This window comes from Oryzomonas rubra, assembly GCF_008369015.1.
GTDB lineage: Bacteria > Desulfobacterota > Desulfuromonadia > Geobacterales > Pseudopelobacteraceae > Oryzomonas > Oryzomonas japonica.
In genome coordinates this window covers 183,284-207,412 of record NZ_SRSD01000002.1, presented here as the reverse complement: position 1 = coordinate 207,412, position 24,129 = coordinate 183,284, and the positions used below count along the sequence as shown (strand labels likewise).

Annotated in this window: 22 protein-coding genes and 2 tRNA genes; 6 read left to right on the top strand and 18 right to left on the bottom strand. The window is 59.0% G+C overall.

Annotated elements, in window-relative coordinates; all coding sequences use genetic code 11:
- The first annotated feature begins 9 nt into the window (after positions 1-9).
- Positions 10-1,263, top strand: coding sequence for an amidohydrolase (locus ET418_RS03860; protein WP_149306263.1), 1,254 nt, complete (start codon positions 10-12; stop codon positions 1,261-1,263).
- An 83-nt stretch (positions 1,264-1,346) separates the two neighbouring features.
- Positions 1,347-2,063 carry a trimeric intracellular cation channel family protein gene (locus ET418_RS03855; protein WP_218043358.1) on the top strand — a complete coding sequence of 239 codons (717 nt, stop codon included), beginning with the start codon at positions 1,347-1,349 and terminating at the stop codon, positions 2,061-2,063.
- A 597-nt stretch (positions 2,064-2,660) separates the two neighbouring features.
- Here the strand turns inward: ET418_RS03855 and lexA are convergent.
- The 15 genes from lexA to ET418_RS03785 form a co-directional block, all read right to left on the bottom strand.
- Positions 2,661-3,287, bottom strand: a complete 627-nt coding sequence (lexA, locus tag ET418_RS03850) for a transcriptional repressor LexA (protein ID WP_149306262.1) — start codon at positions 3,285-3,287, stop codon at positions 2,661-2,663.
- Positions 3,288-3,486: 199 nt separating this feature from the next.
- Positions 3,487-3,563 (bottom strand) — tRNA-Met (locus ET418_RS03845).
- Positions 3,564-3,646: 83 nt separating this feature from the next.
- Entirely contained in the window at positions 3,647-4,414 is a 768-nt protein-coding gene (locus ET418_RS03840) for an SPOR domain-containing protein (protein WP_149306261.1), read from the bottom strand.
- Positions 4,415-4,425: 11 nt separating this feature from the next.
- Positions 4,426-6,114, bottom strand: a complete 1,689-nt coding sequence (gene argS, locus ET418_RS03835; RefSeq protein ID WP_188055311.1) for an arginine--tRNA ligase — start codon at positions 6,112-6,114, stop codon at positions 4,426-4,428.
- A gap of 40 nt (positions 6,115-6,154) precedes the next feature.
- Positions 6,155-6,283: a hypothetical protein gene (locus ET418_RS18515; protein ID WP_274596125.1), complete on the bottom strand. Its 129-nt coding sequence runs from the start codon at positions 6,281-6,283 to the stop codon at positions 6,155-6,157.
- A 31-nt stretch (positions 6,284-6,314) separates the two neighbouring features.
- Positions 6,315-6,608, bottom strand: a complete 294-nt coding sequence (locus tag ET418_RS03830) for an FtsB family cell division protein (protein WP_246152933.1) — start codon at positions 6,606-6,608, stop codon at positions 6,315-6,317.
- 4 nt (positions 6,609-6,612) lie between these two features.
- On the bottom strand, positions 6,613-7,548 hold the full coding sequence (locus ET418_RS03825) for a UDP-glucuronic acid decarboxylase family protein (RefSeq protein WP_149306259.1): 936 nt from the start codon (positions 7,546-7,548) through the stop codon (positions 6,613-6,615).
- Positions 7,548-8,906: a UDP-glucose dehydrogenase family protein gene (locus ET418_RS03820; RefSeq protein ID WP_149306258.1), complete on the bottom strand. Its 1,359-nt coding sequence runs from the start codon at positions 8,904-8,906 to the stop codon at positions 7,548-7,550. The genes ET418_RS03825 and ET418_RS03820 overlap by 1 nt, the downstream gene beginning before the upstream one ends.
- Before the next feature lie 67 nt (positions 8,907-8,973).
- Complete coding sequence (gene rsmI, locus ET418_RS03815) at positions 8,974-9,816, bottom strand: 16S rRNA (cytidine(1402)-2'-O)-methyltransferase (RefSeq protein ID WP_149306257.1); 843 nt, start codon at positions 9,814-9,816, stop codon at positions 8,974-8,976.
- Entirely contained in the window at positions 9,817-11,088 is a 1,272-nt protein-coding gene (locus tag ET418_RS03810; RefSeq protein WP_149306256.1) for an N-acetylmuramoyl-L-alanine amidase, read from the bottom strand. It abuts the gene before it with no gap.
- A 128-nt stretch (positions 11,089-11,216) separates the two neighbouring features.
- The gene (locus ET418_RS03805; protein ID WP_149306255.1) at positions 11,217-11,798 is read right to left on the bottom strand and encodes an LOG family protein; all 582 of its coding nucleotides are present in this window, start codon (positions 11,796-11,798) and stop codon (positions 11,217-11,219) included.
- 294 nt (positions 11,799-12,092) lie between these two features.
- Positions 12,093-14,705: a DNA mismatch repair protein MutS gene (mutS, locus tag ET418_RS03800; RefSeq protein WP_149306254.1), complete on the bottom strand. Its 2,613-nt coding sequence runs from the start codon at positions 14,703-14,705 to the stop codon at positions 12,093-12,095.
- A gap of 222 nt (positions 14,706-14,927) precedes the next feature.
- Positions 14,928-15,614 (bottom strand): outer membrane protein, encoded by a 687-nt coding sequence (locus ET418_RS03795; RefSeq protein ID WP_149306253.1) that lies wholly within the window; start codon positions 15,612-15,614, stop codon positions 14,928-14,930.
- 275 nt (positions 15,615-15,889) lie between these two features.
- Entirely contained in the window at positions 15,890-16,129 is a 240-nt protein-coding gene (locus ET418_RS03790; RefSeq protein ID WP_149306252.1) for a hypothetical protein, read from the bottom strand.
- Positions 16,130-16,207: 78 nt separating this feature from the next.
- Entirely contained in the window at positions 16,208-16,480 is a 273-nt protein-coding gene (locus ET418_RS03785; RefSeq protein ID WP_149306251.1) for a cytochrome c3 family protein, read from the bottom strand.
- A gap of 228 nt (positions 16,481-16,708) precedes the next feature.
- Here ET418_RS03785 and ET418_RS03780 point away from each other — a divergent pair, with 228 nt between their 5' ends.
- Positions 16,709-17,263: a Slp family lipoprotein gene (locus ET418_RS03780; RefSeq protein ID WP_149306250.1), complete on the top strand. Its 555-nt coding sequence runs from the start codon at positions 16,709-16,711 to the stop codon at positions 17,261-17,263.
- A gap of 87 nt (positions 17,264-17,350) precedes the next feature.
- On the opposite strand, the gene wrbA is transcribed toward ET418_RS03780, so the two are convergent.
- Positions 17,351-17,962 carry an NAD(P)H:quinone oxidoreductase gene (gene wrbA / locus ET418_RS03775; protein ID WP_149306249.1) on the bottom strand — a complete coding sequence of 204 codons (612 nt, stop codon included), beginning with the start codon at positions 17,960-17,962 and terminating at the stop codon, positions 17,351-17,353.
- A 579-nt stretch (positions 17,963-18,541) separates the two neighbouring features.
- On the opposite strand from wrbA, the gene ET418_RS03770 reads away from it, so the two are divergent.
- From ET418_RS03770 to ET418_RS03760, 3 genes are all read left to right on the top strand, one after another.
- The gene (locus tag ET418_RS03770) at positions 18,542-19,237 is read left to right on the top strand and encodes an XDD4 family exosortase-dependent surface protein (RefSeq protein ID WP_149306248.1); all 696 of its coding nucleotides are present in this window, start codon (positions 18,542-18,544) and stop codon (positions 19,235-19,237) included.
- Positions 19,238-19,333: 96 nt separating this feature from the next.
- Entirely contained in the window at positions 19,334-19,684 is a 351-nt protein-coding gene (locus ET418_RS03765) for a PilZ domain-containing protein (RefSeq protein WP_149306247.1), read from the top strand.
- Between the two features lie 525 nt (positions 19,685-20,209).
- Complete coding sequence (locus ET418_RS03760; RefSeq protein WP_149306246.1) at positions 20,210-21,952, top strand: caspase family protein; 1,743 nt, start codon at positions 20,210-20,212, stop codon at positions 21,950-21,952.
- Positions 21,953-22,101: 149 nt separating this feature from the next.
- Here the strand turns inward: ET418_RS03760 and ET418_RS03755 are convergent.
- Positions 22,102-22,199, bottom strand: a tRNA-Sec gene (locus ET418_RS03755).
- Positions 22,200-22,361: 162 nt separating this feature from the next.
- A complete protein-coding gene (locus ET418_RS03750) occupies positions 22,362-24,035 on the bottom strand; it encodes a diguanylate cyclase (RefSeq protein WP_188055263.1) in 1,674 nt (557 codons plus the stop codon).
- Positions 24,036-24,129: the final 94 nt, after the last annotated feature.

Here is a 24,129-nt window from a genome sequence, read left to right as displayed (position 1 = left end):
GAGGGAGCCATGTCAGAATTTGTCAGTCGCCTTTTTGGCGATATCGAACAGGTGTTGCCGGTGGTTGAGTCCATCTACAAGGATCTCCATCAAAACCCCGAGTTGTCTTTGCAAGAGGTGCGTACTGCAGGCATCGTAGCGCAGAAGTTGCGCGAAGCTGGTTACGAAGTGACGGAAAAGGTCGGCAAGACCGGGGTGGTCGGCATCATGAAAAATGGCGACGGACCTACAGTCATGTTGCGTGCAGATATGGACGCTTTGCCAATGAAGGAAGATACCGGAGTGCCTTACTCAAGCTGCAAGGAAGGTCTAAACGCAAAAGGCGAGACTGTACCTGTGGCACATTCCTGCGGGCATGACATGCATACATCGTGGCTGGTCGGCGCGGCCACGGTATTGTCCCAGGCGCGCGAGACCTGGCATGGCACACTCATGGCGGTGTTCCAACCGGCGGAAGAGACTGGGCAGGGGTCACAAGCCATGCTCGATGACGGTTTTACCCAGCGTTTCCCTAAGCCTGACGTCATCTTGGGTCAGCATCTGCTACAGTATCGCAGCGGCACGGTGGGCTGCCATTCCGGGCAAGTACTGACGTCTGGCGATAGTCTTTTGGTGCGCTTTTTCGGCAAGGGAGCGCACGGCGGTATGCCACAAAACGGAATCGATCCGATCGTGATGGCCGCCTCGGCGGTACTGCGCCTGCAAACCATCGTCAGCCGCGAGATTCCCCCCCAGGCACAGGGCGTGGTGACGGTGGGCGAATTTCATGCAGGCACGGCTGAAAACATCATTCCTGCTGAGGCTTATATAACGTTGAATGTGCGGACCACGGACGAAGCCGTTCGCGATCACATCCTTGCTGCAATCAAGCGGATCTGCATTGCCGAGTCCCACGCATCGAATGCGCCGAAAGACCCTGAGTTCGAAGAAATCAACAATTATCCGCTGACCGTCAATGATGCCGAGATGGCAAAAAAGGTTATCGACGCGTTTCGCGACCAGTTTGGCGAGCAGTTCATCGATATACCATCCCAGGGGGCCAGCGAAGACTTTGGCCGTTTCGGGAATGCCTGGAATTCCCCCTATACATACTGGTTCGTCGGCGGCTGCGCGCCCGAGAAGTATGATAAGGCCGTGCAAGAGGGGGCGGTGGCGCAACTGCCCGGTCCGCATTCACCCTTTTGGGCACCCACCCTGCATCCCACATTACAAACCGGTATTGAAACCATGGTGACCGCTGCTGGTGTCTGGTTGGCTAAATAGATCGATGTCGTGATCGTTGCGATATTGCCATCCTCAAGACGGTTGCGCCCGGCAGAAAGACCGGAACCTGAGCTGGAGGTGTTATGGAACCCACTGGGTTTATGATGGTGAAAAAAGAGCTAACGGTGGACCGGCTTGTGCTGGTGCTCGATCTTGTTGGTACCTTCGTCTTTGCGCTCAGCGGGGCTATGGCGGCGGTCCAGCGCCGGCTAGATCTGTTCGGCGTGCTGGTACTGTCCTTTGCAGCGGCCACTTTCGGCGGGATTGCCCGCGACTTGTTGATCGGAGCGGTGCCTCCGGCGGCGATCAGTAACTGGCGTTATCTGGCAGTGTCGCTAGTTGCCGGAATCATCACCTTCTACTGGCATCCTGCCATCAATCGGTTGATGAACCCCGTCCTCATCTTCGATGCTGCTGGATTAGGGCTCTTTGCGGTCGCCGGAACGCATAAAGCACTTTCCTACGGCCTCAATCCGGTTATGGCGGCCCTTCTTGGTATGTTGACGGGGATCGGCGGGGGCATGGCGCGTGACGTCCTATTGACTGAGATTCCGGTGGTCTTGCGAGCCGAACTTTATGCCGTTGCCGCTTTGGCTGGTGCAGCCGTGGTTGTAGGCGGCAACATGCTGGGACTTTCATTCACCATGGCATCTATCGTGGGGGCGGCCCTTTGCTTCTGGCTCAGGTTCATGGCCATCCGCCACGGTTGGCAGCTCCCAATCGCCCGCGGCCTGAAACAGCCCGCCGAAGAAACGAAGTCTCCGTACGAGAGCAAGGACGATAGCGTGAATATACCTTGATATCCTTGCCTTTACTGCGTCAGAGTGCCACCTGCGTCAGGATAACAAAAAAGCCAGTTCGCTTTGTGGGCTAACTGGCTGTAATGTTTTGGTTGCGGGGACAGGATTTGAACCTGTGACCTTCGGGTTATGAAGGGTCGACAGCGCCAAATTTATCCGCAACAAAAATAATAATTTGCTGTTATTTTGATGACTTGCATTAAAAATACACTATAGCTTGTTTGTCATATTTACCATCTTTTTTGTTTTGTAGGGTACAATTTTTTTGTACATGGACGCGGGATTCGAAGCCGTTTCACATTGAATAGTTTGCGGCGGGGTGATTCATTCTTTTCGATGTCCAAGGGGTACGCGTACGGGGGCACACAAAGAATACACTGCAAACCTAGTTAGGGGAGTAAGGAACATACCGGTTCCCTAAGACGGGCTTTCGCTCGGCTGTTGCCATGGCAATTATTCCCTTCAGCAGGTTGCTGCGACAAAAGGAACGGGCAAACCTTTTTACCGGTGATTCGCATTCGATCCACAAACCAAATGCCACTATCACGATTCCACACAACGTAAGGGGTTCCATAGTATCCCTCCTGAATTTTTAGCCTACAGTTGCCGAAAGACACCTGTCACCTTGCCGACAATGGTAACTTCGCCATCCTCCGGGCGAACGATGATCGGCTCCATGTCCGGGTTTTCCGGTTGCAGTCGGATGTAACCGGACTCCCGAAAGAATCGCTTGACGGTCGCGTCGCCATCGACCATGACGACGACGATCTCCCGGTTGTCGGCATTCTTTTGCGGGCGTACCAGGACAAGGTCGCCGTCAAAGATACCGGCCGTAATCATTGACTCGCCGCTGACCCTCAAAAAGAAACAGCCATCTCCCCTGACCGCCACCTGATCGACTGAAAAGTATCCCCGTATGTCCTCGATAGCCGTGGAGAGTTGTCCCGCTCGAACGGTGCCAACGATAGGCAGGGACACGTTTCGACTATGAGGCGTCGTCAAGGTGATCCCCCGGTTCACGTTTTCCCGTTTGATATAACCTTTGCGCTCCAACGCATCCAGGTGCCTCATAACGGGGAGTGTGCCGGACACATTCAGGTGCTTGGCGATATCCCGTTGGCTGGGCGGGAAGCCTTTGCTGTCAGAATACGACACGATGAACTGGAACACCTGGCGTTGGCGTTGAGTCAGTTCTTCTGGTGATTTTGAAGCATACGTAGTCATATGACTACGTATATCGAATTCGGCTGGTACTGTCAAGAATAGAATGCAGGTTCGAGCGTTTTTTGAAATCCCGTGTGCCGGGATAGAAGGACGCATCGCACGATAGTTGGTTCCGGTGAAGTTGGTTCTGCTGATGGCTGGCGGGGGAAGTACAACAAAAAAGGACTCAGGCAATCAAGCCTGAGTCCTTAGAATGTTTTGGTTGCGGGGACAGGATTTGAACCTGTGACCTTCGGGTTATGAGCCCGACGAGCTACCAGACTGCTCCACCCCGCGTCAATTGAAGAATCCTATTTATAGTCCAAACTGGATTCGCTGTCAATGGAAAAAATGGTTGGTGTCGAAAAAAACGGTATACGTCAATCCTTGTCCGGGATGACGATGGCTCCTTTGCCGACCTTGCCGGACAATTCCTTGGCCGCGTCCTGATCCAGCCTTCTGCCGACCCGCACCCGGTACCAGGTACCCTTGTCCCCCTGGTTGGATTCGCTGAGGAAGACGTTGTACCCCTTGCCCGCCAGTTTGCTCCGCATGGCTTCTGCCTCGGATTTCAGGCTGTAGGATGCGACCTGCACCGTGAAGCCGCTCGCATCGCGCCGTGCCGGTTTTTCCGGAGCCTTCTCGCCAGCCGGTTTGGCCGCGTCGCCGCCGTCCTGCTGGGGCTGCCTGTTCACGTTCGCCGGCATGGCGGCCTGGAGCGGCTGTTTTCCCTTTTCTTCCTTGGTATTGACGCCGCTCCCTATGACGTTGCTCTTCTGGCCGCTGGGCAGGGTCTTGTAGAAGCTCAAGGGGGGCTCGGGCATGGTCTGGCCGTTGGGGGGCTGGGTTGCACCAGCCTGGGGCGGCTGGGTGGGCGTCGGTGCGGCCGGTTGGGGCGGCATCGGTTTGGCCGCTCCGGCGTCCTGGCGCGGCGAGCTTTCCAGGCTGGTCTGCTCCATGGCGGCCTGGAACGATTTCTTGGCTGCCCGCTGGGAGAGGAACCAGCCGCTGCCGAAGCCGGCGGCGAAGGTGGCCAGGCCGGTGACGACGATGATGACCGAGAGCCGCGCAACCGGTTCCTTGCGGGGACGGTTGCCGGTGGGGGGGGTGACGAATGACTTCTTTGGTTCGCTGTAATCGATCCTCATGGGAGACTCCGCTACATCCGTTCAGGTGCTGATATTCCCAGGACCGTGAGGGCGTTTTTCAGGGTCTGGGCGGTGCGTTTGAGCAGGTAGAGGCGCGCGGCGGTCAGGGCGGTGTCTTCGGTGATGACCCGGTTCTTGTTGTAGAAACTGTGGAAGCAGCCGGCCAGTTCGGTCAGGTAGTAGGTGAGGCGGTGCGGCTCGAAGTGGACGGCGCTGTCGTCGATGGTGTCCGGCAGGGCGCACAAAAGCTTGATGAGCTGCAATTCCTCCGGGGTGGAAAGAACGGCGAGCGCTCCCGGCGTCGGATGCTCTGGAGCGATAAAACCTTTTTCGGCCGCGTTTTCGAAGATGCTGCAGATGCGGGCATGGGCGTACTGGACGTAGTAGACCGGGTTCTCGTTGGTCTGCTGCTTGGCCAGGTCGATGTCGAACACCAGTTGGGCGTCCACTTTGCGCATCAGGAAGAAGAAGCGGGTGGCATCGCGCCCCACCTCGTCGATCAGGTCCCGCAGGGTGACGTAGCTGCCGGCCCGTTTGGAGATTTTGACCTCTTCGCCGCCGCGCATGACGGTCACCATCTGGTGCAGCACATACTCGGGCCACCCTTGGGGGATGCCCATATCCAGAGCCTGCAGGCCGGCCCGAACCCTGGTGATGGTGCTGTGGTGATCGGCCCCCTGCTCGTTGATGACCCGGGTAAAGCCCCGTTTCCATTTACCCAGGTGATAGGCCACGTCCGGGATGAAGTAGGTGTAGGCGCCGTCGCTCTTGCGCATCACCCGGTCTTTGTCGTCGCCGAAATCGGTGGTGCGCAGCCAGAGTGCGCCGTCCTGCTCGTAGGCGTGCTTGTTAGCGATGAGCCGTTGGACCACCTCGTCCACGCTGCCGTCGGCGTACAGGCCCGATTCCAGAAAGTAGACGTCGAAGGCCACGTCGAAGGCGGCCAGGTCCAGGTCCTGCTCCCGGCGCAGGTAGGCCACGGCAAAGGTGCGGATGGCATCCAGGTTGTTGGGGTCGCCGTTGGCGATGGTGTGCTGGTCGCTGGCCTCCACGGTCTCCCTACCCAGATAGGCGTTGGCCACGTCCTTGATGTACTCGCCCCGGTAGCCCTCGGCCGGCCAGCGAGGGTCCTCCGGCTCGATGCCGAGGCAGCGGGCCTGGACGGAGAGCGCCAGGTTGCTGATCTGTTGACCGGCGTCGTTGTAGTAGAATTCACGGGTGACCGCCCAGCCTGCGGCCCCCATAATGCGGCAGAGGGTGTCGCCGATGGCGGCGCCGCGGCCGTGGCCGATGTGCAAAGGCCCGGTGGGGTTGGCGCTGACGAATTCGATCTGCACCTTTTTCCCGGCGCCGGTCGCGGTGCGGCCGAAGGCTGCGCCCTGGCTCTCGATCTCCAGGAGTGCGGACTGCCAGGCCCCTGGGGCGACGAATAGGTTGATGAAGCCGGGGCCGGCGATCTCGGTTTTGGCCAGGAGGCCGCCACCGTCGCCCAGGTGGCGGATGACGATCTCGGCTACCTGGCGGGGGGCTTTACGCTCGCCCTTGGCCATCTGCATGGCGATATTGCAGGAAAAATCCCCGTGATCCGGGTTGTCCGGCGTACCGATGATAACGGCGGGGAATGGGGACGAGAGAAGTTCTTCTGCGGCAGCAGCGGTCTGCAGGGCGGTTTCGACAAGGGCGGCAATTCTGTTTCGCATCATTGTGTGGGTGGTTCCTTACGATCGGCTTGTTTGATGTTTATTCGCCGCAGTCACGGATACTGACGTCGCGGGAGAAGTCGGGGCAGTGCGCTCCTCCGTCGGAGACACTGAATCTTTTGGCGCATGTTTCGCGCCAGGCGCAGACGGCGCAGCTTTGTCGTGACATGGCACCTATCCTGAAAAACGGTGGATTTCGGTTATTTCTTTTCCTGGGGGAACTGGTAGATCACTTCGTTCGAACGCACAAACCCGAAATCCTTGCGGGCGATGCTTTCCAGGTAACGGCGGTCGGACTTGAGGGCGACGATCTCCCGCTTCAGGGTTTCGTTTTCGAGTTTGGTGCCGTTCAGCCGCTCCTCGACGCCGACGATGTCCTGGCGAATCTCGTAGATGCGCAGGAGCCCCTTGTCGCCGAAAACGGTAAAGAAAAGGATGAATGCAAGGCATCCGGCGGGAAAGAGGTACATCCTTTTCTGGAAAGGCAGGTTCACGTGGTCATCCTTTGCCGATCCGCCCGGCAAAATACTCGGCCGTCCTGGCCAGCCCCGCGTCCAATTCCACCTGGGGTTTCCACCCCAGCCGCTCCCCGGCCAGCGAGATGTCCGGCCGGCGCTGTTTGGGATCGTCCTGGGGGAGGGGACTGAAGATCACCTTGGACTTTGATCCTGTAATTGTAATGATTTTTTCGGCAAACTCAAGGATTGTATTTTCAACCGGGTTGCCCAGGTTGACCGGTCCGGTGAAGTCGTCGCACTCCATCATGCGGCACATCCCCTCCACCAGGTCGGAAACGTAGCAGAAGGAGCGGGTCTGGGAGCCGTCGCCGTAGACCGTGATGTCTTCGTTGCGCAGCGCCTGGAGGATGAAGTTGGACACCACGCGGCCGTCGTGCTCGGCCATGCGGGGGCCGTAGGTGTTGAAGATGCGGATGAGGCGGATATCCACCTTGTTCTGGCGGTGGTAGTCCATCATCAGGGTTTCCGCCACCCGTTTCCCCTCGTCGTAGCAACTGCGGATGCCGATGGGGTTGACGTTGCCCCAGTAGGCCTCGGTCTGGGGATGCACCTGGGGGTCGCCGTAGACCTCGGACGTGGATGCCTGGAGGATGCGGGCCTTGACCCGTTTGGCCATTCCCAGCATGTTGATGGCGCCCATGACGCTGGTCTTCAAGGTCTTGACCGGGTTGTACTGGTAGTGCACCGGCGAGGCGGGGCAGGCCAGGTTGTAGATGCGGTCCACCTCCAGAAGGATCGGCTCCACGATATCGTGGCGGACCAGTTCGAAGCGATGGTTGTCCATCAGGTGGATGATGTTGTCCTTGCTGCCGGTGAAGAAGTTGTCCAGGCAGATGACGTCGTGTCCTTCGGTAAGGAGCCGTTCGCACAGGTGCGAACCGAGGAATCCGGCGCCGCCGGTGACCAGGATACGCATTATTTCACCTCTCCGCAGATGCCGACGCCGCAGCGCCCCAGGGGGAGGTAGCGGAATCCGGCGGCCGCCATGCGGTCCGGCTTGTAGAGGTTGCGGCCGTCGATGACGAGCGGACTCTTCAGCGCGCTCTTGATGCGGTCGAAGTCCGGGTTGCGGTACTCGCTCCAGTCGGTGATGATGGTCAGGGCGTCGGCGTTTTCCAGGATCGCGTACTGGTTCGTGCTGTATTCGATGCGGTCGCCGAAGTGCTTCTTGGCCTCCTTGAGCGCTTCCGGGTCATGGGCGCGCACGGTGGCGCCGGCGGCCAGCAGGCGTTCGATGATGGTGATGGCGGGCGCTTCCCGCATGTCGTCGGTGCGCGGCTTGAAGGAAAGGCCCCAGCAGGCCACGGTGCGGCCGGTGAGCGGTTGCTCCTCGTCCGGGGAGCCTAAGGCCGTGATGAGCTTGTCCGCCAGGACCTCTTTCTGGCGCTCGTTCACGTCCTCCACGGCCTTGAGCAGCAGGAAGTCGTAGCTGCACTCCTCGGCGGTCTTGATCAGGGCCTTGACGTCCTTGGGGAAGCAGGAGCCGCCGTAGCCGGGGCCGGGGAAGAGAAAGTCGTAGCCGATGCGCGAATCGGAGCCGATCCCCTCGCGTACGGCGCTCACGTCGGCCCCCATGCAATCGCACAGGTTAGCGATCTGGTTCATGAAGGAGATGCGGGTGGCCAGCATGGCGTTGGCGGCGTACTTGGTCATCTCGGCGCTGCGGATGTCCATGACGATCAGGCGGTTCTGCTTGCGCATGTAGGGGTCGTACAGCTCCTTCATGATCTCGGCGGTGCGCACGTTGTCGGTGCCGATCACGACCCGGTCCGGTTTCATGAAGTCGTCGATGGCTGCCCCCTCCTTGAGAAATTCGGGGTTGGAGACCACGTCGAACTCGAAGGCGACGTTGCGGGAGGCCAGTTCTGCCTTGACGGCCTCCCGGACCTTGTCGGCCGTGCCGACCGGGACGGTGGATTTGTCCACGATGATCTTGTAGCCGTTCATGGCTTGGCCAATATTGCGGGCAACACCCAGAACGTATTTCAGGTCGGCGGAGCCGTCCTCGCCGGGAGGGGTTCCCACGGCGATGAAGCAGACCAGGGACGCCTGGACCGCCTCGGTCATCTCGGTGGTAAAGGAAAGGCGACCCTCTGCCTGGTTGCGCAGTATCATTTCTTTCAGGCCCGGTTCGTAGATCGGGATGATGCCTTCTTTAAGGCCGTCAATCCTGGATTTGTCAACATCAACGGCGATGACGCTGTTGCCGCTTTCGGCAAAACAGGCCGCCGCCACAAGGCCCACATAGCCGGCACCAAAGATACAGATTTTCATGCAGTCGCTCCGGAAGTTAGGGTAATTGGTTTTCTATAACACATATCCACTTGTAATTCCAGCATAACTAATGCTCATTCATGCCATTTTGTACCCGCAGGGCCTCGGAATAGGCCGTGTTTTTGGAAACGCCGGTCATTTCAGCGGCTTTCCGGGCGGCATCCTTGACCGTCATCCCCTCGTCGTGCAGCAGGCGGTGCAGCAGTTCGGGCAGCGGTTCGGTCTCCTGCTCCACCGCTTCACCCGGCGCCACCAGTATGACCACCTCGCCCCGCACCTTGCCCTGGGCGACCGTTGCCAGCACCTCGCCCACCGTGCCCCGCATGAACTCCTCGTAGATCTTGGTCAGCTCCCGGGCCACCACGATCTGCCGCTCGCCCAGCACTTCCCCCATATCCCGCAGGGTTTCCTCCAGCCGGTGGGGCGCCTCGTAGAAGATCAGGGTCCCCGGCTGGGAGGCCATGGCGGTCAGGAACGCCCGGCGCTTGCCCTGGCGGTTCGGTGGGAAACCGGCGAAGGTGAAGGTGTCGCTGGGGAGCCCGGAGGCGGAGAGGGCGGTGATGGCGGCGCAGGAACCGGGGACGGGGATGACCCGGATGCCCTCGGCCACGGCGGCGCGCACCAGGTTGAAGCCGGGGTCGGAGATGCAGGGGGTGCCGGCGTCGGAGATCAGGGCCACCGAACGTTCATCCCGCAGCGCCTGGAGGATACGCTCCCCCTTGAACTGCTGGTTGTGGTCGAAATAGGAGGTGAGCGGCTTGGAGATGCCGAAGTGGTTGAGCAGCTTGAGGGAGTGGCGGGTGTCCTCGGCGGCGATCAGGTCCACCTCGCCCAGGATGCGCACCGCCCGGTAGGTCATGTCCTCCAGGTTGCCGATGGGCGTGGCCATGATGTAGAGGGTGCCCGCCATCTATTTGAGGCTGGTGATATAGCCGCGGATGCCTTCCATGATACCTTCCGCGGTCTGTTCCTGGTAGGCGGGGTCCGTGAGGCGGGACTCTTCCTGTGCGTTGCTGACAAAGGCGGTCTCCACCAGGATGCTCGGCATGGTGGCGCCCACCAGGACGTAGAAGGGTCCCTGCTTGACCCCCAGGTTTCTCACGTCGGCGTGGCGGCTTTTGATCTTGCCGTGCAGGGACCGCTGCACTTCGTCCGCCAGATGGGCCGAGTCGTTGAGCTTGTAATTGGCCATGAGGTCGAAGAGGATCGCCTGCAGGACGCTGACCTTCTCCAGGGTGGTGCCATTCTCCTTGGCGGCCAGTTGGGCGGCCTTTTCGGTCTTGGCCAGGTTGAGGTAGTAGGTCTCGATGCCCGAGGCCCCGTGGTTCAAGGCGGCATTGGCGTGTACCGACACGAACAGGTCGGCGTTCACCTTGTTGGCGATGGCGGTGCGCTCCTCCAGGGGGATGAAGACGTCGGTGGCGCGGGTCATGATCACGTCCAGCCCCAGTTCATCCCTCAGCAGGTCCCGCAGCTTCAGGCCGATGGCCAGGACCACGTCCTTTTCCTTCACCCCGTTGGGACCGAGGGCCCCGGAATCATGCCCGCCGTGCCCCGGATCCACGACAATCCGGCGGATCTTGGCGATGAGCGGTTTTTTATGGGGCTTGGCCTTCTTTTCCACAACCGACGGGGTTGCGGATTTCGGCTCCGGGGCCGGCGGTGCAACCGGAGATTGAGTCGGGGCCGGTTTGGCGGCGATGGTGTTCTCCAGGCGGGAGATCTCGGCGCGCCGCTCCCCGCGTACGTCGATGACCAGCCGGGCAGGCTCGGAGAGCGGGAAGATCTTGTAGTCCTTGATATTCTCCGTATCCAGCACCACCCGCACCACGTCCAGCTTGTGCTGGCCCAACCGGACCCCCTTCAGGAGGCCGTCGCCGATGGTGATGTCCTTCGCCTCCGGCCCCAGCTTGGCCCGGTTGATGTCGATGTAGACCCGGCCCGGTTTGCCGCGGCTCCCCTTGCCCAGTTCATGGGCCTCCCAGGTGACGTCCCGGTCGAACTCCAGGGAAATGCGGGTGTAGTCCGGGTTCGACCAGTGCTTCATCTCGCTCAGTACGGCCAGGGGGCGGGAGCTGGCGGTCTGGTCGCCGTTGGTCTTTTTCTTGGCCGCCAGGGCGGGGTAGGGGAGGAGTAACGTGAGGATGAGAAGGTTTGCAACTATGTGAAGAAATCGGGTCATTGGGTCGCTTTGTGCCGCAACGGAATCGGATTGAAAAAGTAACATATTCTTTTAACAGAAATAATTGAATGTTTCAACCTATTGGGGCAGATCTGCTCCGATGGAATAAATTGATGAGAGCCGCCCCCTCATGTATCGGCTTTCTCCACCCACTTTTGCACGGTCGGCGGTGCGTAACCGGCGAACCGGTCCAGCAGCGCATTGGGGCTTTGCTCCACGAGCAGCATGGAGCGGTGCGGCTCCCTGACGAACTGTTCCGCCACGGTGTGATCCAGGAACGTAATCAGCGCGTCGTAATACCCCGCGATGTTGAGCAGGCCGCACGGTTTGCCGTGAAAGCCCAGTTGAGCCCAGGTCCAGATCTCGAAGATTTCCTCCAGGGTGCCGATCCCTCCCGGCAGGGCGATGAACCCGTCGGAAAGCTCGGCCATCATGGTCTTGCGCTCGTGCATGGAGCGGGTGACGTGGAGTTCGGTCAGGTTCGGGTGGGCGATTTCCTTGCGCATGAGCGCATCGGGGATGACCCCCACCGCCTCGCCGCCCAGTTCCAGCACCGTATCCGCCACCAGCCCCATGATGCCGACGCTGGCGCCGCCGTAGACCAGCCGCAGGTTACGATCGACCAACGATTTGGCAAGGTCGCGGGCGGCGCCGGCATAGGCCTCCTGGCGACCGGGGTTGGAACCGCAATAGACACAGATGCTTTTCATGGCGAAACTCCAACTGTAAAGATGGCTACCACCCCCGGCCCCTCCTAAACTAGGAGGGGAGGAAAACGCCTCGTTCTTCCCCCTCCTTGATAAGGAGGGGGGCAGGGGGTGGTTGATTAATTAGTGACAAGCCTCTGCTTTATCCCCTCACCCGGCCTTCGGCCACCCTCTTCCTTAGGGAGAGGGGCTGATGAGCATCCCTTCTCCCTGGGGGAGAAGGTGCCCCGAAGGGGCGGATGAGGGGAATTCTGATGTTGCTTGCAAAACTAATTTCAGCCCCAGCCCCGACTTTGCTCACACCATCCGCTTCAACTCATCCAGCAAATTAAGCGCTTCCAGGGGGGTGAGGGTGGCTATGTTGAGCTTCTTCAGGCGCAGGCGCAACTGATCCTCCGTGCTCTCGAACAGGGAGAACTGGGGGGAGGGGGCTTGCGGCGGGCTTTTTTTGCTCTTGGCCAGGCGCGGGGCGCCCTCCTCGAACTCGCCATGCTCCAGGTTGCGCAGGATCTCCTTGGCCCGCTCGATCACGTCCGCCGGCATGCCAGCCAGCCGGGCCACCTGGATGCCGTAGGAGTGGGAGGCGCCGCCGGGGATGATGGTGCGCAGGAAGATGACCTGGTCGTTCCACTCCCGCACCGCCACGGTGAAGTTCTTGATCCGCTCCCTGGTGGCGGCCAGCTCGGTCAGCTCGTGGTAATGGGTGGCGAACAGGGTGCGGGCCCGGCAACCGGGGGTGTCGTGGATGTACTCGGCCACGGCCCAGGCGATGGAGACCCCGTCGAAGGTGGAGGTGCCCCGGCCGATCTCGTCCATGACGATCAGGCTCTTGGAACCGGCGTTGCGCAGGATGTTGGCCGCCTCCATCATTTCAAGCATGAAGGTGGACTGGCCGCGGGCCAGGTTGTCCCCCGCGCCGACGCGGGTGAAGATGCGGTCGGCGATGCCGATGCGGGCCTCGGCGGCCGGGACGAAGCTGCCGGCCTGGGCCATGAGGCAGATCAGGGCCACCTGGCGCATGTAGGTGGATTTACCGGCCATGTTGGGGCCGGTGATCATGAGGATCTGGTTCTCGTCGGCGTCCAGGCGGGTGTCGTTGGGGACGAAGCGCTCGCCCAGCTTCATGGCCTCAATGACCGGATGGCGGCCGTCCTTGATGTCGATGACGTCCGTGTCGTTCATCTGGGGCTTGCAGTAGTTACGTTCCCCCGCCACGATGGCCAGGGAGATGAGCACGTCCAGCACCGCCAGGCCGTCGGCGGTGCGGCAGATGCGTTCGGCCTGGGCCGCCACCTGTTCGCGGATCTCCTGGAACAGGGCGTATTCCAGGTCGCAGATGCGCTCCTCGGCCCCCAGCACCTTTTCCTCGTAGTTCTTTAGCTCCTCGGTGATGAAGCGCTCGGCGTTGGCCAGGGTTTGGCGGCGGATGTAGTCGGCCGGCACGGAGCCCAGGTTGCTCTTGGTCACCTCGATGGAATAGCCGAAGACCCGGTTGTAGCGGATCTTGAGGGTGGAGATGCCGGTGCGCGCCTTCTCCTGGGCCTCCAGGCGGGCGATGAATCCCTTCCCCTCGCTGCTGATGGCCCGCAGTTCGTCCAGTTCGGCATTATGCCCGTGCGCGATGATGCCCCCCTCCCGCAGGGAGAAGGGCGGGTTCTCCACGATGCCCCGCTCTACCAGGGCGCGGATGTCGTCCAGGGGATCGATGCTGCCGGCAAGGGAGTGCAGGAGCCCGGACTGCATCGGGGCGAGGCGTTCCAGGAGTTGTGGGAGGCGGCGCAGGGAATCGTGCAGGGCCCGCAGGTCGCGGCCTGAGGCCGAGGCCATGCCGATGCGGCCGTTCAACCGTTCCAGGTCGGCGATCTCCCGCAGGTGGGTCGTCAACTCCTCCCGCAGGTCGGCGGCTTCCAGCAACTCCTCCACCGCGGCCAGGCGCTGGCGGATCGGTTCCAGCCCCACCAGGGGGTAGCTGAGCCACTGCTTGAGCCGCCGGGCGCCCATGGCGGTGGCGGTCCGGTCCAGACACCCCAGGAGCGATCCGGCCTTCTTCCCCTCGGCCATGGTGGCGGTGATCTCCAGGTTGCGGCGGGTGGCCGGGTCCAGGGCCAGGTGCTCGGTCCGCTCGTAGACCTGAATGTCGCGGATGTGGGGGATGGCGGACTTGCGGTTCTCCCGCAGGTAGTACAGGGCCGCCCCGGCCGCCGTCAGGCCCGCCGGCATGGCGCCAAGGCCCAGGGCCTCGGCCGAGGCGGCACCGAACTGGCCGCAGAGAAGCGACGTGGCATAGTCCCGCTCGAAGACCCATCCCGGAGCGCGGGAGACGATCCGCTCCCCCAGGAAGGCGCGCAGGTCCGTGGGCAGGTCGTCCAGTTCCAGATTGTCGGCAAGAAGCACCTCGCGGGGGCTGATGCAGGCTGCCTCGCCGGCTGCCGCCGTGGCGCCCGCCAGCTCCGTTACCCGGAATTCGCCCGTGGACAGGTCCAGCCAGGCGCATCCCCAGGTGGTGCCCGCGCCCTGGGAGAGGGCGAGCAGGTAGTTGTTCTCGTCCGGCGACAGGCTCTCGGTTTCGATGAGGAGCCCCGGCGTGACCACCTTGACCACCTCGCGCCGCACGATCCCCTTGGCCTGCTTGGGGTCTTCCACCTGTTCGCAGATGGCCACCTTGCGGCCCGATTCGATCAGCTTGGCGATGTAGGGGGAAGCGGAGTGGAAGGGAACGCCGCAGAAGGGGATCTCGTCGCCGCTCCCCTTGTTGCGGGAGGTGAGGGCGATGTCCAGGATGCGGGAGGCGGTCAGGGCGTCGTCCAGGAACATCTCGTAAAAGTCCCCCATGCGGAAGAAGAGGATCGCGTCCGGGTATCCCGACTTGATCTCCAGGTATTGCCGCATCATGGGGGTCTGGTCTGCCATGCGTTGTGAACCTTCCGTTTCGTAAAATGGGTGTTGGTGGTTGTAGCACACGGCCTGCGGCTTTTCAAGGCCAAGGGGGGAGGGTGAGCGCTGCTGAGGAACTGCGGCCGGTTTCGTGTGCGGTAGAACGTGGGTGGCGAATCGTGCCGACAAAAAAGCCCCGGATCGATGGTCCGGGGCTTTTTTGCAATGAGCTGTTGTTGTTACGGGTAATGCCGGGGATCAGAATTTTGTCCTGAACCCGACCGCTACGTTGTGGCTCTCGAAGCGAACGCCGCTGGAATCCAAGTTGTGTCTGCTGAAGTTGGCCCGGTCGGTGTTGAAGTAGCGGTAGCCCAGGTCCAGGGTGAACCTGCGGTTGAGGGCGATACCCAGCCCGGCGCCTGCCTGGTAGGCAAAGACGGTGTCGTCGTCCCTGGGATACATGAGATTTCTGTTGTTGCTGCCGTCGGTCGCATAGGTGTCACTCATGTGCAGCGTTGCAAACCCGATACCGCCCCCCAGGTACGGTGTGACGGGGGTGTCGTTGTGCATGTCGAAAAAAACGTTGCCCATGAAGGCGAGCGCCCCCAGATTGCCATCGATATCCCGGTACTGGTTGACGCCGGTATTGTCCGTAATGGACTTGATGTCAGCTTCCTTGTACGAAATCTCTCCCTCCAAGCGCAGGAAGCCGAAATCGAATCCGCCGGCGCCTCCGACGTAAACGCCGGGGTCGAAGCGGGCCCGTTCGCTAAACGACGAGCTGGGGGCGGTGCTGAAATCGGTCGTCGTCACGTCGGTCCCCCTGGGCATGGTGACGCCGAGGAAACCGGTGACATAGGGACCCGGCCGCATGGGTGCCGCCTGGCTTGCGGCAGGGATGGCAACGGCTATGAGGAGTGCAAGGGTGGTCAATGTTTTTTTCATGGTTTGTCTCTCCTTTGTGCATTCTGGATTCGACAGGCATCGATGTCGACAGCCTGCCGGGCCGATGTGGCGGTGCCAGGCCAAAACAGTAGATGATACTATACTACATATACGCGCCGTTGTCATGGGTTGACAGACAATCCTTGTCGTTAATCTCCCGGTTCAGAAATTTTGTTTAATGGTTGCGGTGTGTTGCGAAGCTGACAGCGGGAGGGGGATGATTGGGAAAAGTTGGGCTGGCCGGGGAACGAAACAGGGGAGGGGGAGCGTGCTTGTTACATCATGTCACATGCGAGACCCATGAAATCGAAGATATTGTTTTCCGGGGCCACGCCCTGCTCGCGCTTGAACATGCAATTCGGCGAGCAGTAGTGAAGGGCGCCGGGGATGATCACCCCATCCGTGACCTCCAACAGGTAACCGTTGCGGTCCACGCGGACGGAATAAATACCAGCGGTGCTGCCGGTATCGAAGGCTGCTCCGCAATGGCTGCAATGTGTCCGTATCGTCGGCATGAGCTGAATTTTGCCATTAATTAAATTGCAGCGTCAAGCGGTTAGAGATTATAATAATATAATTTTAAAAAAAGAGCGCTAATCCTTCCATTTATGGCAACCCGAGCATCTGACGGGGCCTTTCGCCATCTCCACGTGGCACCCCTTGCAGTTCTTGTGCGCCCATTCCTTGCCGAACCCTTTGATCTTGCCGACCCCCCCCGCGTGGCATGTGATGCATGTGCCGGTAATGGCCATGTGGTCTTTGTGGGGAAAGGTCACCTTGTTCTTGAAATTGATCACCTCGGGCGCGGCAAAGGCCGATCCCGAGAAGGCAAGCAGGGCAAGCAGGACAGCAGCGGTCTGTTTCATGGGCAAATCTCCTCCTGGCTGTGTTTGGGGTGCTCTGCGGACGCGGCTGCCGGCGTCAGCGGGAAGCTCGGTGCGCTCCCCTGCCTTTTCCAAATATACTATTTTTTATCCGTCTGCAAGGGTATATCCCTGTTTGTGCGCTATTTTTGCTGCCTGGGAACGGGTGGGGCTCCCCCTTGTACCGCCCGCGCAAAAGGGGGTATACTAAAACAAAGGAGGCGAATACCCATGAAAGCATTACTGTTATCGGTGTGTTCCCTGGTACTCCTGACCGGATGCGTCCATGTCTTTAGCGAACGGTCAGACCTGATGGTGGACCGCACCATCGACTACGAACAGTTCAAGCTGAATCCCAAGGCCTATGTGGGCAAGTTTGTAAAGTTCGGCGGAATCATAGCGTCCACCAAGAATACCAAGGAAGGGTCCCGGATCGAGGTGGTGCAATTTGACCTGGGAAACGACGACATGCCCTATGAGGAGCATGTCTCGGGCGGGCGCTTCCTGGCCACCAGCCCCGGCTATCTGGATGCCCTGGTCTTCAAGGCGGGGCGGCCGGTTGCGGTCATCGGAGAGGTGAAGGGGGAAAAGGTCCTGCCCTTGGGCGAGATCAGTTATACCTATCCGGTAGTCTCGATTGTGGAGATCCACGTCTGGAAACGCTCCGACCTGTATCCATACCCGCCGGGGTACTACGATTCTCCGTACTTTTATTACGGTTACGGCCCCGCCTATCCCTACGGGTGGGGCGGCCCCTACTGGTACGGACCGCATCACTGGAGATAGTTTTTCCCGGGAATGAAACAGGTAGAAACACACGCCGGAGGCGCACCATGGGGTGACGTCTCCGGCTGTTGTTTGCGCGGGGCGGTCCTACTTCAGTTTGAGGGCGATGCGCGCCACGTGGGCGCCCTGGTAGCGGGCGCCGGCCAGTTCGTTGTCGCTCGGCAGGCGCTCGCCCTTGCCCCCGGCGATGGTTGACGCGCCGTAGGGGCTTCCCCCGGTGATCTCGGAGATGCCCATCTGCCCGGCAAAGGCGTAGGGGAGGCCGACCACCACCATCCCCTGATGGAGCAGGGTCGTGTGGAAGCTCAAGATGGTGGATTCCTGCCCGCCGTGCTGGGTGGCGGAGCTGGCGAAGACGCTGCCCGGCTTGCCTACCAGCGCCCCGCTCATCCAGAGCTGGCCCGTGGCATCCAGGTACTGGCGCATCTGGCCGCACATGTTGCCGAAACGGGTCGGGGTGCCAAAAATGATGGCATCGGCCCCTGCCAGATCGTCCACCGTAGCCACCGGAATATGGGCCATGCTCTTCTGGGCCTCCAGCGCCCCCATCATCCCCAATACCTCATCGGACAGGGTCTCCGGCACGCGCTTGATGATCGCCTCGCAGCCCGCCACCTCGCGAACCCCCTCGGCTACCGCTTCGGCCATCTTGTAGATATGCCCATACATGCTGTAATAGACGATGAGTACCTTGCACATCTGTTTAATCTCCTTTCAAATAGAAAATATTTGTCACAGAGCCTCCCAGGCAACAAATGTCGCATCATGTCGAGGCGGGGTGACCCCGCCAGACGATGGTGATTTTCTCTGCGCCTTCGTGGCCCTGCGGCCTGACTGCCATCGTATGATTAAAGGATAGCAGATAATCGGGGCTGCGCAACCGCCCGGGCGGGCCGATCCACGCGAATGCAGTCGAGCCCGATGTCTCCCTCATCTGGAAGCCCCGGAGGCAATAACAAGCTCCTGGCAATGAAATGTGCCGAGACCTCCACTATAACCAGCCGATATGAATACATTTTGTCCTGATTTCCCCAATGAGGGGTATTCAGGACTTTACACATGTTGTGCCGTTCGTGCATCGGTATAATTTAACTGATTGATATTGTTGGAATATACGGTCTGACATTAGAAAGACATGGTTGTCGAAATATTTTACATAGTATGGGCCGTCCCTGTAAGGTAGCTGTTATTGTTTGTCTTTTTGTATTGGTACGATATCTGCATTAATTTGCCAGCAAGGACATATTTGTACACTCATAAAAAAAGGATGTGAATATAATGAGAAAAACACTGATCGGCATGATGATCTTCTTGGGGATGGCAACAAGCGGGTGGGCAACGACGTACAGCGATTATGCGTATTCCGATGCGTCCGGCCGTGCGGCAACCGCAGACTTTACCCTGGACGGGACAAGCCTCACATTGCTGCTCACCAACACTTCGACCTCGGCAGTTCCCGATCCGACCTATATCCTGACCGCGCTGCTGTTCGACACCAGCAGTTCCTTGACGGCGCTGTCAGCGATAGTGCCGAGCGGCAGCACCGTCATTACTAAAAACGGGACCTTGTATCCTGCCGGCACGAACGTCGGCAGCCAATGGGCCTATAACAGCAACGGCGTTTCAAGCGCCGGTCTTGGTATCTTCGGCCCACACGACATAATTGGTGGTCCTGGTCTTATCTCCGCTCCCGGCAACCCTCCGGCCGGCCTTCCCTACGGCATCGTCGGTACCGGCACCATCAACTTCAACAACGGCGACCTGGGCAATGCACAGTTGATTCAGAATGCGGTCCAGTTCACCTTCACAACCGGCAACGCTTTCACCCTGGCAGACATTTCAAATGTTGAATTCCAGTATGGTACGAGTTTGGGGGGGTATCCTGCGAATCCAGTGCCGGAGCCGTGCACCCTTCTTCTCCTGGGCGGTGGTTTCGGTGTGGCCGCCCTGGTTCGGCGTAGAGCGGGTAGGTGATTTTAAATTGGCCGACACCGATGCAACTCAAAAGGGCTTCCACATGGGAGCCCTTTTTTTGGGGGTTCTTTTAGCGCAAACGGTTTGGAGGCGCCAATGGAAAACAGAGGATTTGTTCGGGTGGATTTCTCTGGAGAAGCCTCACTAGCATATAACGGACAGCGCGTCTCCGGCAATATTGAGAACGTAAGCCTGAAGGGGGTCTACTTCAAGACCGCCCACGAGGTACCGCTGAATACGCCGGTCATGCTTACCATCTGCCCGTCTGCCACATCGCCGATAAACCTGTATGCCAGCACCGTTCGCACCGATAGGGGCGGGGTAGGCCTGTCAATCAATACTATTGATGTGCATTCGTTTGTCAGGCTTAGGGAAGTAGTCGCTGCAAAGTACGATGATGATGTCCTCATGGGTGAGACGTACAAAATAGCCCGTTTTATCCAATAAGTTCGAAAGCGGCCCCGCCCCGCCGCCGATGACGCTGCGGCGTTTATGAAAAAGGCCGATATGGCGATGTATGAAGCCAAGTGCAAGGGGCGGAACGGATTCTACTGCTGCCGGGATGATGCTTAACCCCTTTAAGGATGGCTCTTCATGCCCATGGCGGCGCTCCCATCATGGAAGCACGCCATGGTACCGTAGCGCATGGACCGCGTGTAAGCCTTACCGCCTGGCGAAGGGGCGATAAATTTGGTTCAAAATGATACAACGCAAGGCGCCCTGGCATGATTGGGGCGCCTTTTTTGTCGTAATAATGGTGGGTTATGGCGTGGCGGATTTTATGTTAATTTTTTTAACACTTTGATTTTACGTTGAAATCGGTCGTGGGGTGATGTAGAAGGAGAGCGTTGGTTGGGTTTTGGTGGTTGGGGATGTGTTTGGAGTTCTGTGTTGCTGAAACTGGTACGCTTATAAATGTATAAATAAGACTCCAACTACTCAATAGCAAGTTTGTGCCGAAAGGAAGCAGAAATGACAATTACCCAATATGACCTCAAGTATGGGGCGAGCCGAGCCTTAATAGTAGGGATTAACAATTATAATATAGCATCTCCACTTGGATATGCTGTAAGTGACGCAGAGGCTATTTCAGTCTTGTTGGTGGAAAAATTTGGTTTTACCGACAGTGATATTGAGATACTTCTTGATGATCAAGCCACTAAAACTAGAATTTTGGCTGAATATCTCAAGTGGGCAAATCATGGCACTTCTGCCGATGATAGGCTTCTATTTTTCTTTGCGGGCCATGGATATACCATACCAAGTCGAAGAGGCGAGGTAGGGTATCTAGTACCACATGATGGCAATCCGGACGATCTCTCAACCCTCATCAGGTGGGATGAACTTACACGTAACGCGGAACTTTTTAAGTCGAAACATATGCTGTTCATTATGGATGCTTGCTATGGTGGACTAGCGCTAACCCGATCACCGATGCCAGGAACGATGCGGTTCCTGAAGGATATGTTATTACGATATTCCCGTCAGGTTCTAACTGCTGGCAAAGCTGATGAAGTGGTTGCAGACTCTGGTGGTCCAATTCCGGATCACTCCATTTTTACTGGGCACCTGATTGATGCTCTGAATGGGAAGGCCGCAACTCGAGACGGAATAATAACTGCCAACGGTGTAATGGCGTACGTATATGAAAAAGTTTCAAGAGATCAGCATTCCCATCAGACGCCTCACTACGGATACCTTGAGGGAGATGGTGATTTCATCTTTCATGCCCCTGGCTTAACCGATTTGATTAATGATGAAATTGAAGATTCTGACATCTTAATTTCAATTCCTTCTTCTGGTGTTGCAGACTTGCCTCAAGTAGCAAGGGGTATTAACGAATTAGCAAAGGATTACCTTTCTGAAGGACGTCATAGAATTAGATTGCATGATTTAGTTGCCACAGAGGTGAGAAGAGCATTAGCACAGACTAGTGATGATAGTTTTCCAGTTCAAGGCGGCAACTTTTCTGGCGAAGAGTTTATTGAAAGGTTGCATCGATATGAGGCCTCTGTTGACACGCTTGCAGACCTTGTTACTTCGATTTCATATTGGGGAACATCAGAGCATGTTTCAACACTAAAACTACCTTTTGCTCAGTTTGCTGGGCGCCTTGAATCACAGAACGGGCTGGTTGTCTGGCTAGCTCTGAGATGGTACCCGATCTGCTTGCTAGCCTATTCGTCTGGTATCGCCGCAGTTGCATCCTCTCACTATGACTATTTGTATTCAGTATTCATGACCAATGTCACGAGTCGACGTTTAGATTCATCATGCGAGCTTGTATTAGCTCTTGGAGACTTCATTGCAGAATCACATAATACATTTAAAGCTTTACCTGGACACGAACGGAACTACACCCCTCGAAGTGAGTATTTCTTTAAACTCCTTCAACCGAAGCTAGATGATCTTCTCTATCTCGGAAATGACTACGAGGCTACCTTCGATAGATTTGAGATCCTCCTAGGATTGGTTCATGCCGACTTAGAGATTGAAAAACACCACAGCGCGTGGGGCCCTATTGGGAGATTTGGTTGGAAGCTTAGGAGTAGGATGGGTGGTAGTAACCCTTACCAGGTGCTTCTTGATGAGGCAGGAAAGCTGAAAGACTCTTGGCCACCGTTGAGAGCAGGTTTTTTTGGTGGCAACTACACGAGGTTTGAAACCGTGGCGAACCAGTTTAGCCAATTACTAGGCGAATTGAGACCGTACTAAGGTGTGGTCATGAGTAGGTGTCAAGTCTGCACATTGGCATCGAGTATATTGCACCCTCCCATAACTCGCCCCAACCCACTCTGCCGAGCCTCCACGCCCCCACAACCGGCCATCGTTACAAAACAATCGAAACTATTTGACGAAATAATTGGCGGAAGCACATGGGAATCGAACCCACCGGGGAGATTTCTCATCCCCCCCACCGGTTTTGAAGACCGGGCGGCCCACCAGCGACCGACGTGCTTCCGAATAGGTTGTGACGAGCCGGCTGCAACCGGCCCGCACGATTGGGGAAGGGCTCTCTTATACACTCAGTTGCGGCACTTTTGCAAGCGGTGTTGTAAACGGACCCGGTGGTGCGTAGGAGGGCAGGGAACTTATTCCCGGCCTTGACGGGAGGGGGGATGGTTTACGCCATATCCTCGCAGCCGACGGCTATGACCCGGTTGCGCCCCTCTTCCTTGGAGATATAGAGCGCCTCATCGGCGGCCTTGTAGAGCTTTTCCGCCGTGCCGAACTTGTCCAGGGAGGCGACGCCGCAACTGAAGGTGGAGTTGAAATACTCCTCGCCGGCAGGAAAGCCGATGGCGGCGAAGCTCTCCAGGATCTGCTCCAGGAGGTGCCCGGCCTCCATGATGTCGCAGGCGGGAAGGATGACGGCAAACTCCTCGCCCCCGGTGCGGCCAACCACGTCGCACGTGCGGAGCCGCTGCCTGAGCAGCCGGGCCAGGGCCATGAGGACCCGGTCCCCCGCGTCATGGCCGTACTGGTCGTTGATCTCCTTGAAACGGTCCAGGTCGATCATGGCGAAGCAGAGCGCCTCCTCCCCCCTGAGGGCGTCTTCGATGGCCAGGTCGAGATGCTTCCTGGTGGCGGTGTGGTTGAGCAGCCCGGTCATGGCGTCCGTGGTCATGGAGGAGCGTATGACCTTCATCCGCTCGGCCAGAACGGTCACGGTGGAGATCAGGTGATCCGGCGTGATCGGCTTGAGCAGGAATTCATCCCCCCCCATGCGCCGCGCCTCGAACTGGGCGTCCGCATTGGTTTCGCTGGAGAGGAAGATGATCGGGATGCTGAAGTAGGCCTCGATCTGCCGGATCGTCCTGGCCAACTCCGTGCCGTTGCAGCCGGGCATGTACATATCCATGAGGATCAGGTCCGGCTTGAATTCGAAGAGCAGCGGCAGCGCCTGCAAGGGGTCGTTCAGGCTCCGGGTCTCCATGCCCGCGTCCTGGAGGATGAGGGCGGTCATCTCCGTCAGGAGCGGGTCGTCGTCCACGATCATGATGCGGTACGGTTCGGGGGCCTCCCGGGTGGTAAGGGCGTGGAGGGTCGTGCAGAGGCCGGTGATGTTGACAGGCTTGACGAAATAGGCGTCGGACCCGGCCCGGAGCGCCGCGAGACGGGAAGAGAGGTCGCCCAGGGAGGAAATGAAGACCGTGGGGATAGTCCGTTCCAGTTCGGGGCGGATCTCCTTCATCACATCCGCCCCGCCGGTCGGCTGGCCGGGGTAGACCAGGTCCATGACGATGACGTCCGGGTGCCCGCCGCGGACGGCGTTGCGGAACTGTTCCAGCTCGCCGAAGGTCAGCACCTCGAAGCCGAAACAGCCGATCTGGGTGGCCAGGTTCAGGCGTTGCAGGGGGTCGTGCTCGCAGAGATAGACGACCCGGCGCTCCATCCCGTGGAAGGTCTCGGCGGCCGCCACGACCTCCAGGGCTTGCAGGTCCATGGCCCGGGGCGCATCGGTGCGGGCCGCCTCGCGCTCCATCCGGCCGACAAGCTCCTGCGCCAGGGGGCGCCAGGCGCTCTCGGGGCCGGCCTCTCCCTTGCGCACCTGCCGCGCCAGCCGCTCCCCCTCCGCGGCCAGGGCGCTCAACGCGTGCAGGCCGAAGTTGGCGCTCTCCCCCCGCAGGGTGTGGAAGCAGCGGTACAGCTCGTTGACCGCCTCGTTGGCCGGCACCCCCTGGCCGAGGGCGGCATGCGCCTCCCTGACGGCGTCCAGCTTGGCGGGGAGCTGCCGCATGAACGTCTCGCGGAAATTCTTCAATTTTGTCGCTATTAAGGTTGATTTGCCGCCCATGACGCCTCTGTGGGGAAACAACGCCCGTGGCCCGGGTCTCAGCCCCTGGGCCGCGGGCATCCGTTGCCGGTGAAGATCGCACGATTGTCCCCGG

What these genes read in the sequence shown, in the direction of transcription:
- ET418_RS03825 (WP_149306259.1), bottom strand. Translation starts at nt 7,548, where the DNA reads ATGCGTATCCTGGTCACCGGCGGCGCCGGATTCCTCGGTTCGCACCTG.
- ET418_RS03795 (WP_149306253.1), bottom strand. Translation starts at nt 15,614, where the DNA reads ATGAAAAAAACATTGACCACCCTTGCACTCCTCATAGCCGTTGCCATC.
- argS (WP_188055311.1), bottom strand. Translation starts at nt 6,114, where the DNA reads ATGCGAAACAGAATTGCCGCCCTTGTCGAAACCGCCCTGCAGACCGCT.
- mutS (WP_149306254.1), bottom strand. Translation starts at nt 14,705, where the DNA reads ATGGCAGACCAGACCCCCATGATGCGGCAATACCTGGAGATCAAGTCG.
- ET418_RS03855 (WP_218043358.1), top strand. Translation starts at nt 1,347, where the DNA reads ATGGAACCCACTGGGTTTATGATGGTGAAAAAAGAGCTAACGGTGGAC.
- lexA (WP_149306262.1), bottom strand. Translation starts at nt 3,287, where the DNA reads ATGACTACGTATGCTTCAAAATCACCAGAAGAACTGACTCAACGCCAA.
- ET418_RS03785 (WP_149306251.1), bottom strand. Translation starts at nt 16,480, where the DNA reads ATGAAACAGACCGCTGCTGTCCTGCTTGCCCTGCTTGCCTTCTCGGGA.
- ET418_RS03760 (WP_149306246.1), top strand. Translation starts at nt 20,210, where the DNA reads ATGACAATTACCCAATATGACCTCAAGTATGGGGCGAGCCGAGCCTTA.
- ET418_RS03770 (WP_149306248.1), top strand. Translation starts at nt 18,542, where the DNA reads ATGAGAAAAACACTGATCGGCATGATGATCTTCTTGGGGATGGCAACA.
- ET418_RS03750 (WP_188055263.1), bottom strand. Translation starts at nt 24,035, where the DNA reads ATGGGCGGCAAATCAACCTTAATAGCGACAAAATTGAAGAATTTCCGC.
- ET418_RS03820 (WP_149306258.1), bottom strand. Translation starts at nt 8,906, where the DNA reads ATGAAAATCTGTATCTTTGGTGCCGGCTATGTGGGCCTTGTGGCGGCG.
- ET418_RS03810 (WP_149306256.1), bottom strand. Translation starts at nt 11,088, where the DNA reads ATGACCCGATTTCTTCACATAGTTGCAAACCTTCTCATCCTCACGTTA.
- ET418_RS03790 (WP_149306252.1), bottom strand. Translation starts at nt 16,129, where the DNA reads ATGCCGACGATACGGACACATTGCAGCCATTGCGGAGCAGCCTTCGAT.
- ET418_RS03765 (WP_149306247.1), top strand. Translation starts at nt 19,334, where the DNA reads ATGGAAAACAGAGGATTTGTTCGGGTGGATTTCTCTGGAGAAGCCTCA.
- rsmI (WP_149306257.1), bottom strand. Translation starts at nt 9,816, where the DNA reads ATGGCGGGCACCCTCTACATCATGGCCACGCCCATCGGCAACCTGGAG.
- ET418_RS03780 (WP_149306250.1), top strand. Translation starts at nt 16,709, where the DNA reads ATGAAAGCATTACTGTTATCGGTGTGTTCCCTGGTACTCCTGACCGGA.
- ET418_RS03860 (WP_149306263.1), top strand. Translation starts at nt 10, where the DNA reads ATGTCAGAATTTGTCAGTCGCCTTTTTGGCGATATCGAACAGGTGTTG.
- ET418_RS18515 (WP_274596125.1), bottom strand. Translation starts at nt 6,283, where the DNA reads ATGTCACGACAAAGCTGCGCCGTCTGCGCCTGGCGCGAAACATGCGCC.
- wrbA (WP_149306249.1), bottom strand. Translation starts at nt 17,962, where the DNA reads ATGTGCAAGGTACTCATCGTCTATTACAGCATGTATGGGCATATCTAC.
- ET418_RS03840 (WP_149306261.1), bottom strand. Translation starts at nt 4,414, where the DNA reads ATGAGGATCGATTACAGCGAACCAAAGAAGTCATTCGTCACCCCCCCC.
- ET418_RS03805 (WP_149306255.1), bottom strand. Translation starts at nt 11,798, where the DNA reads ATGAAAAGCATCTGTGTCTATTGCGGTTCCAACCCCGGTCGCCAGGAG.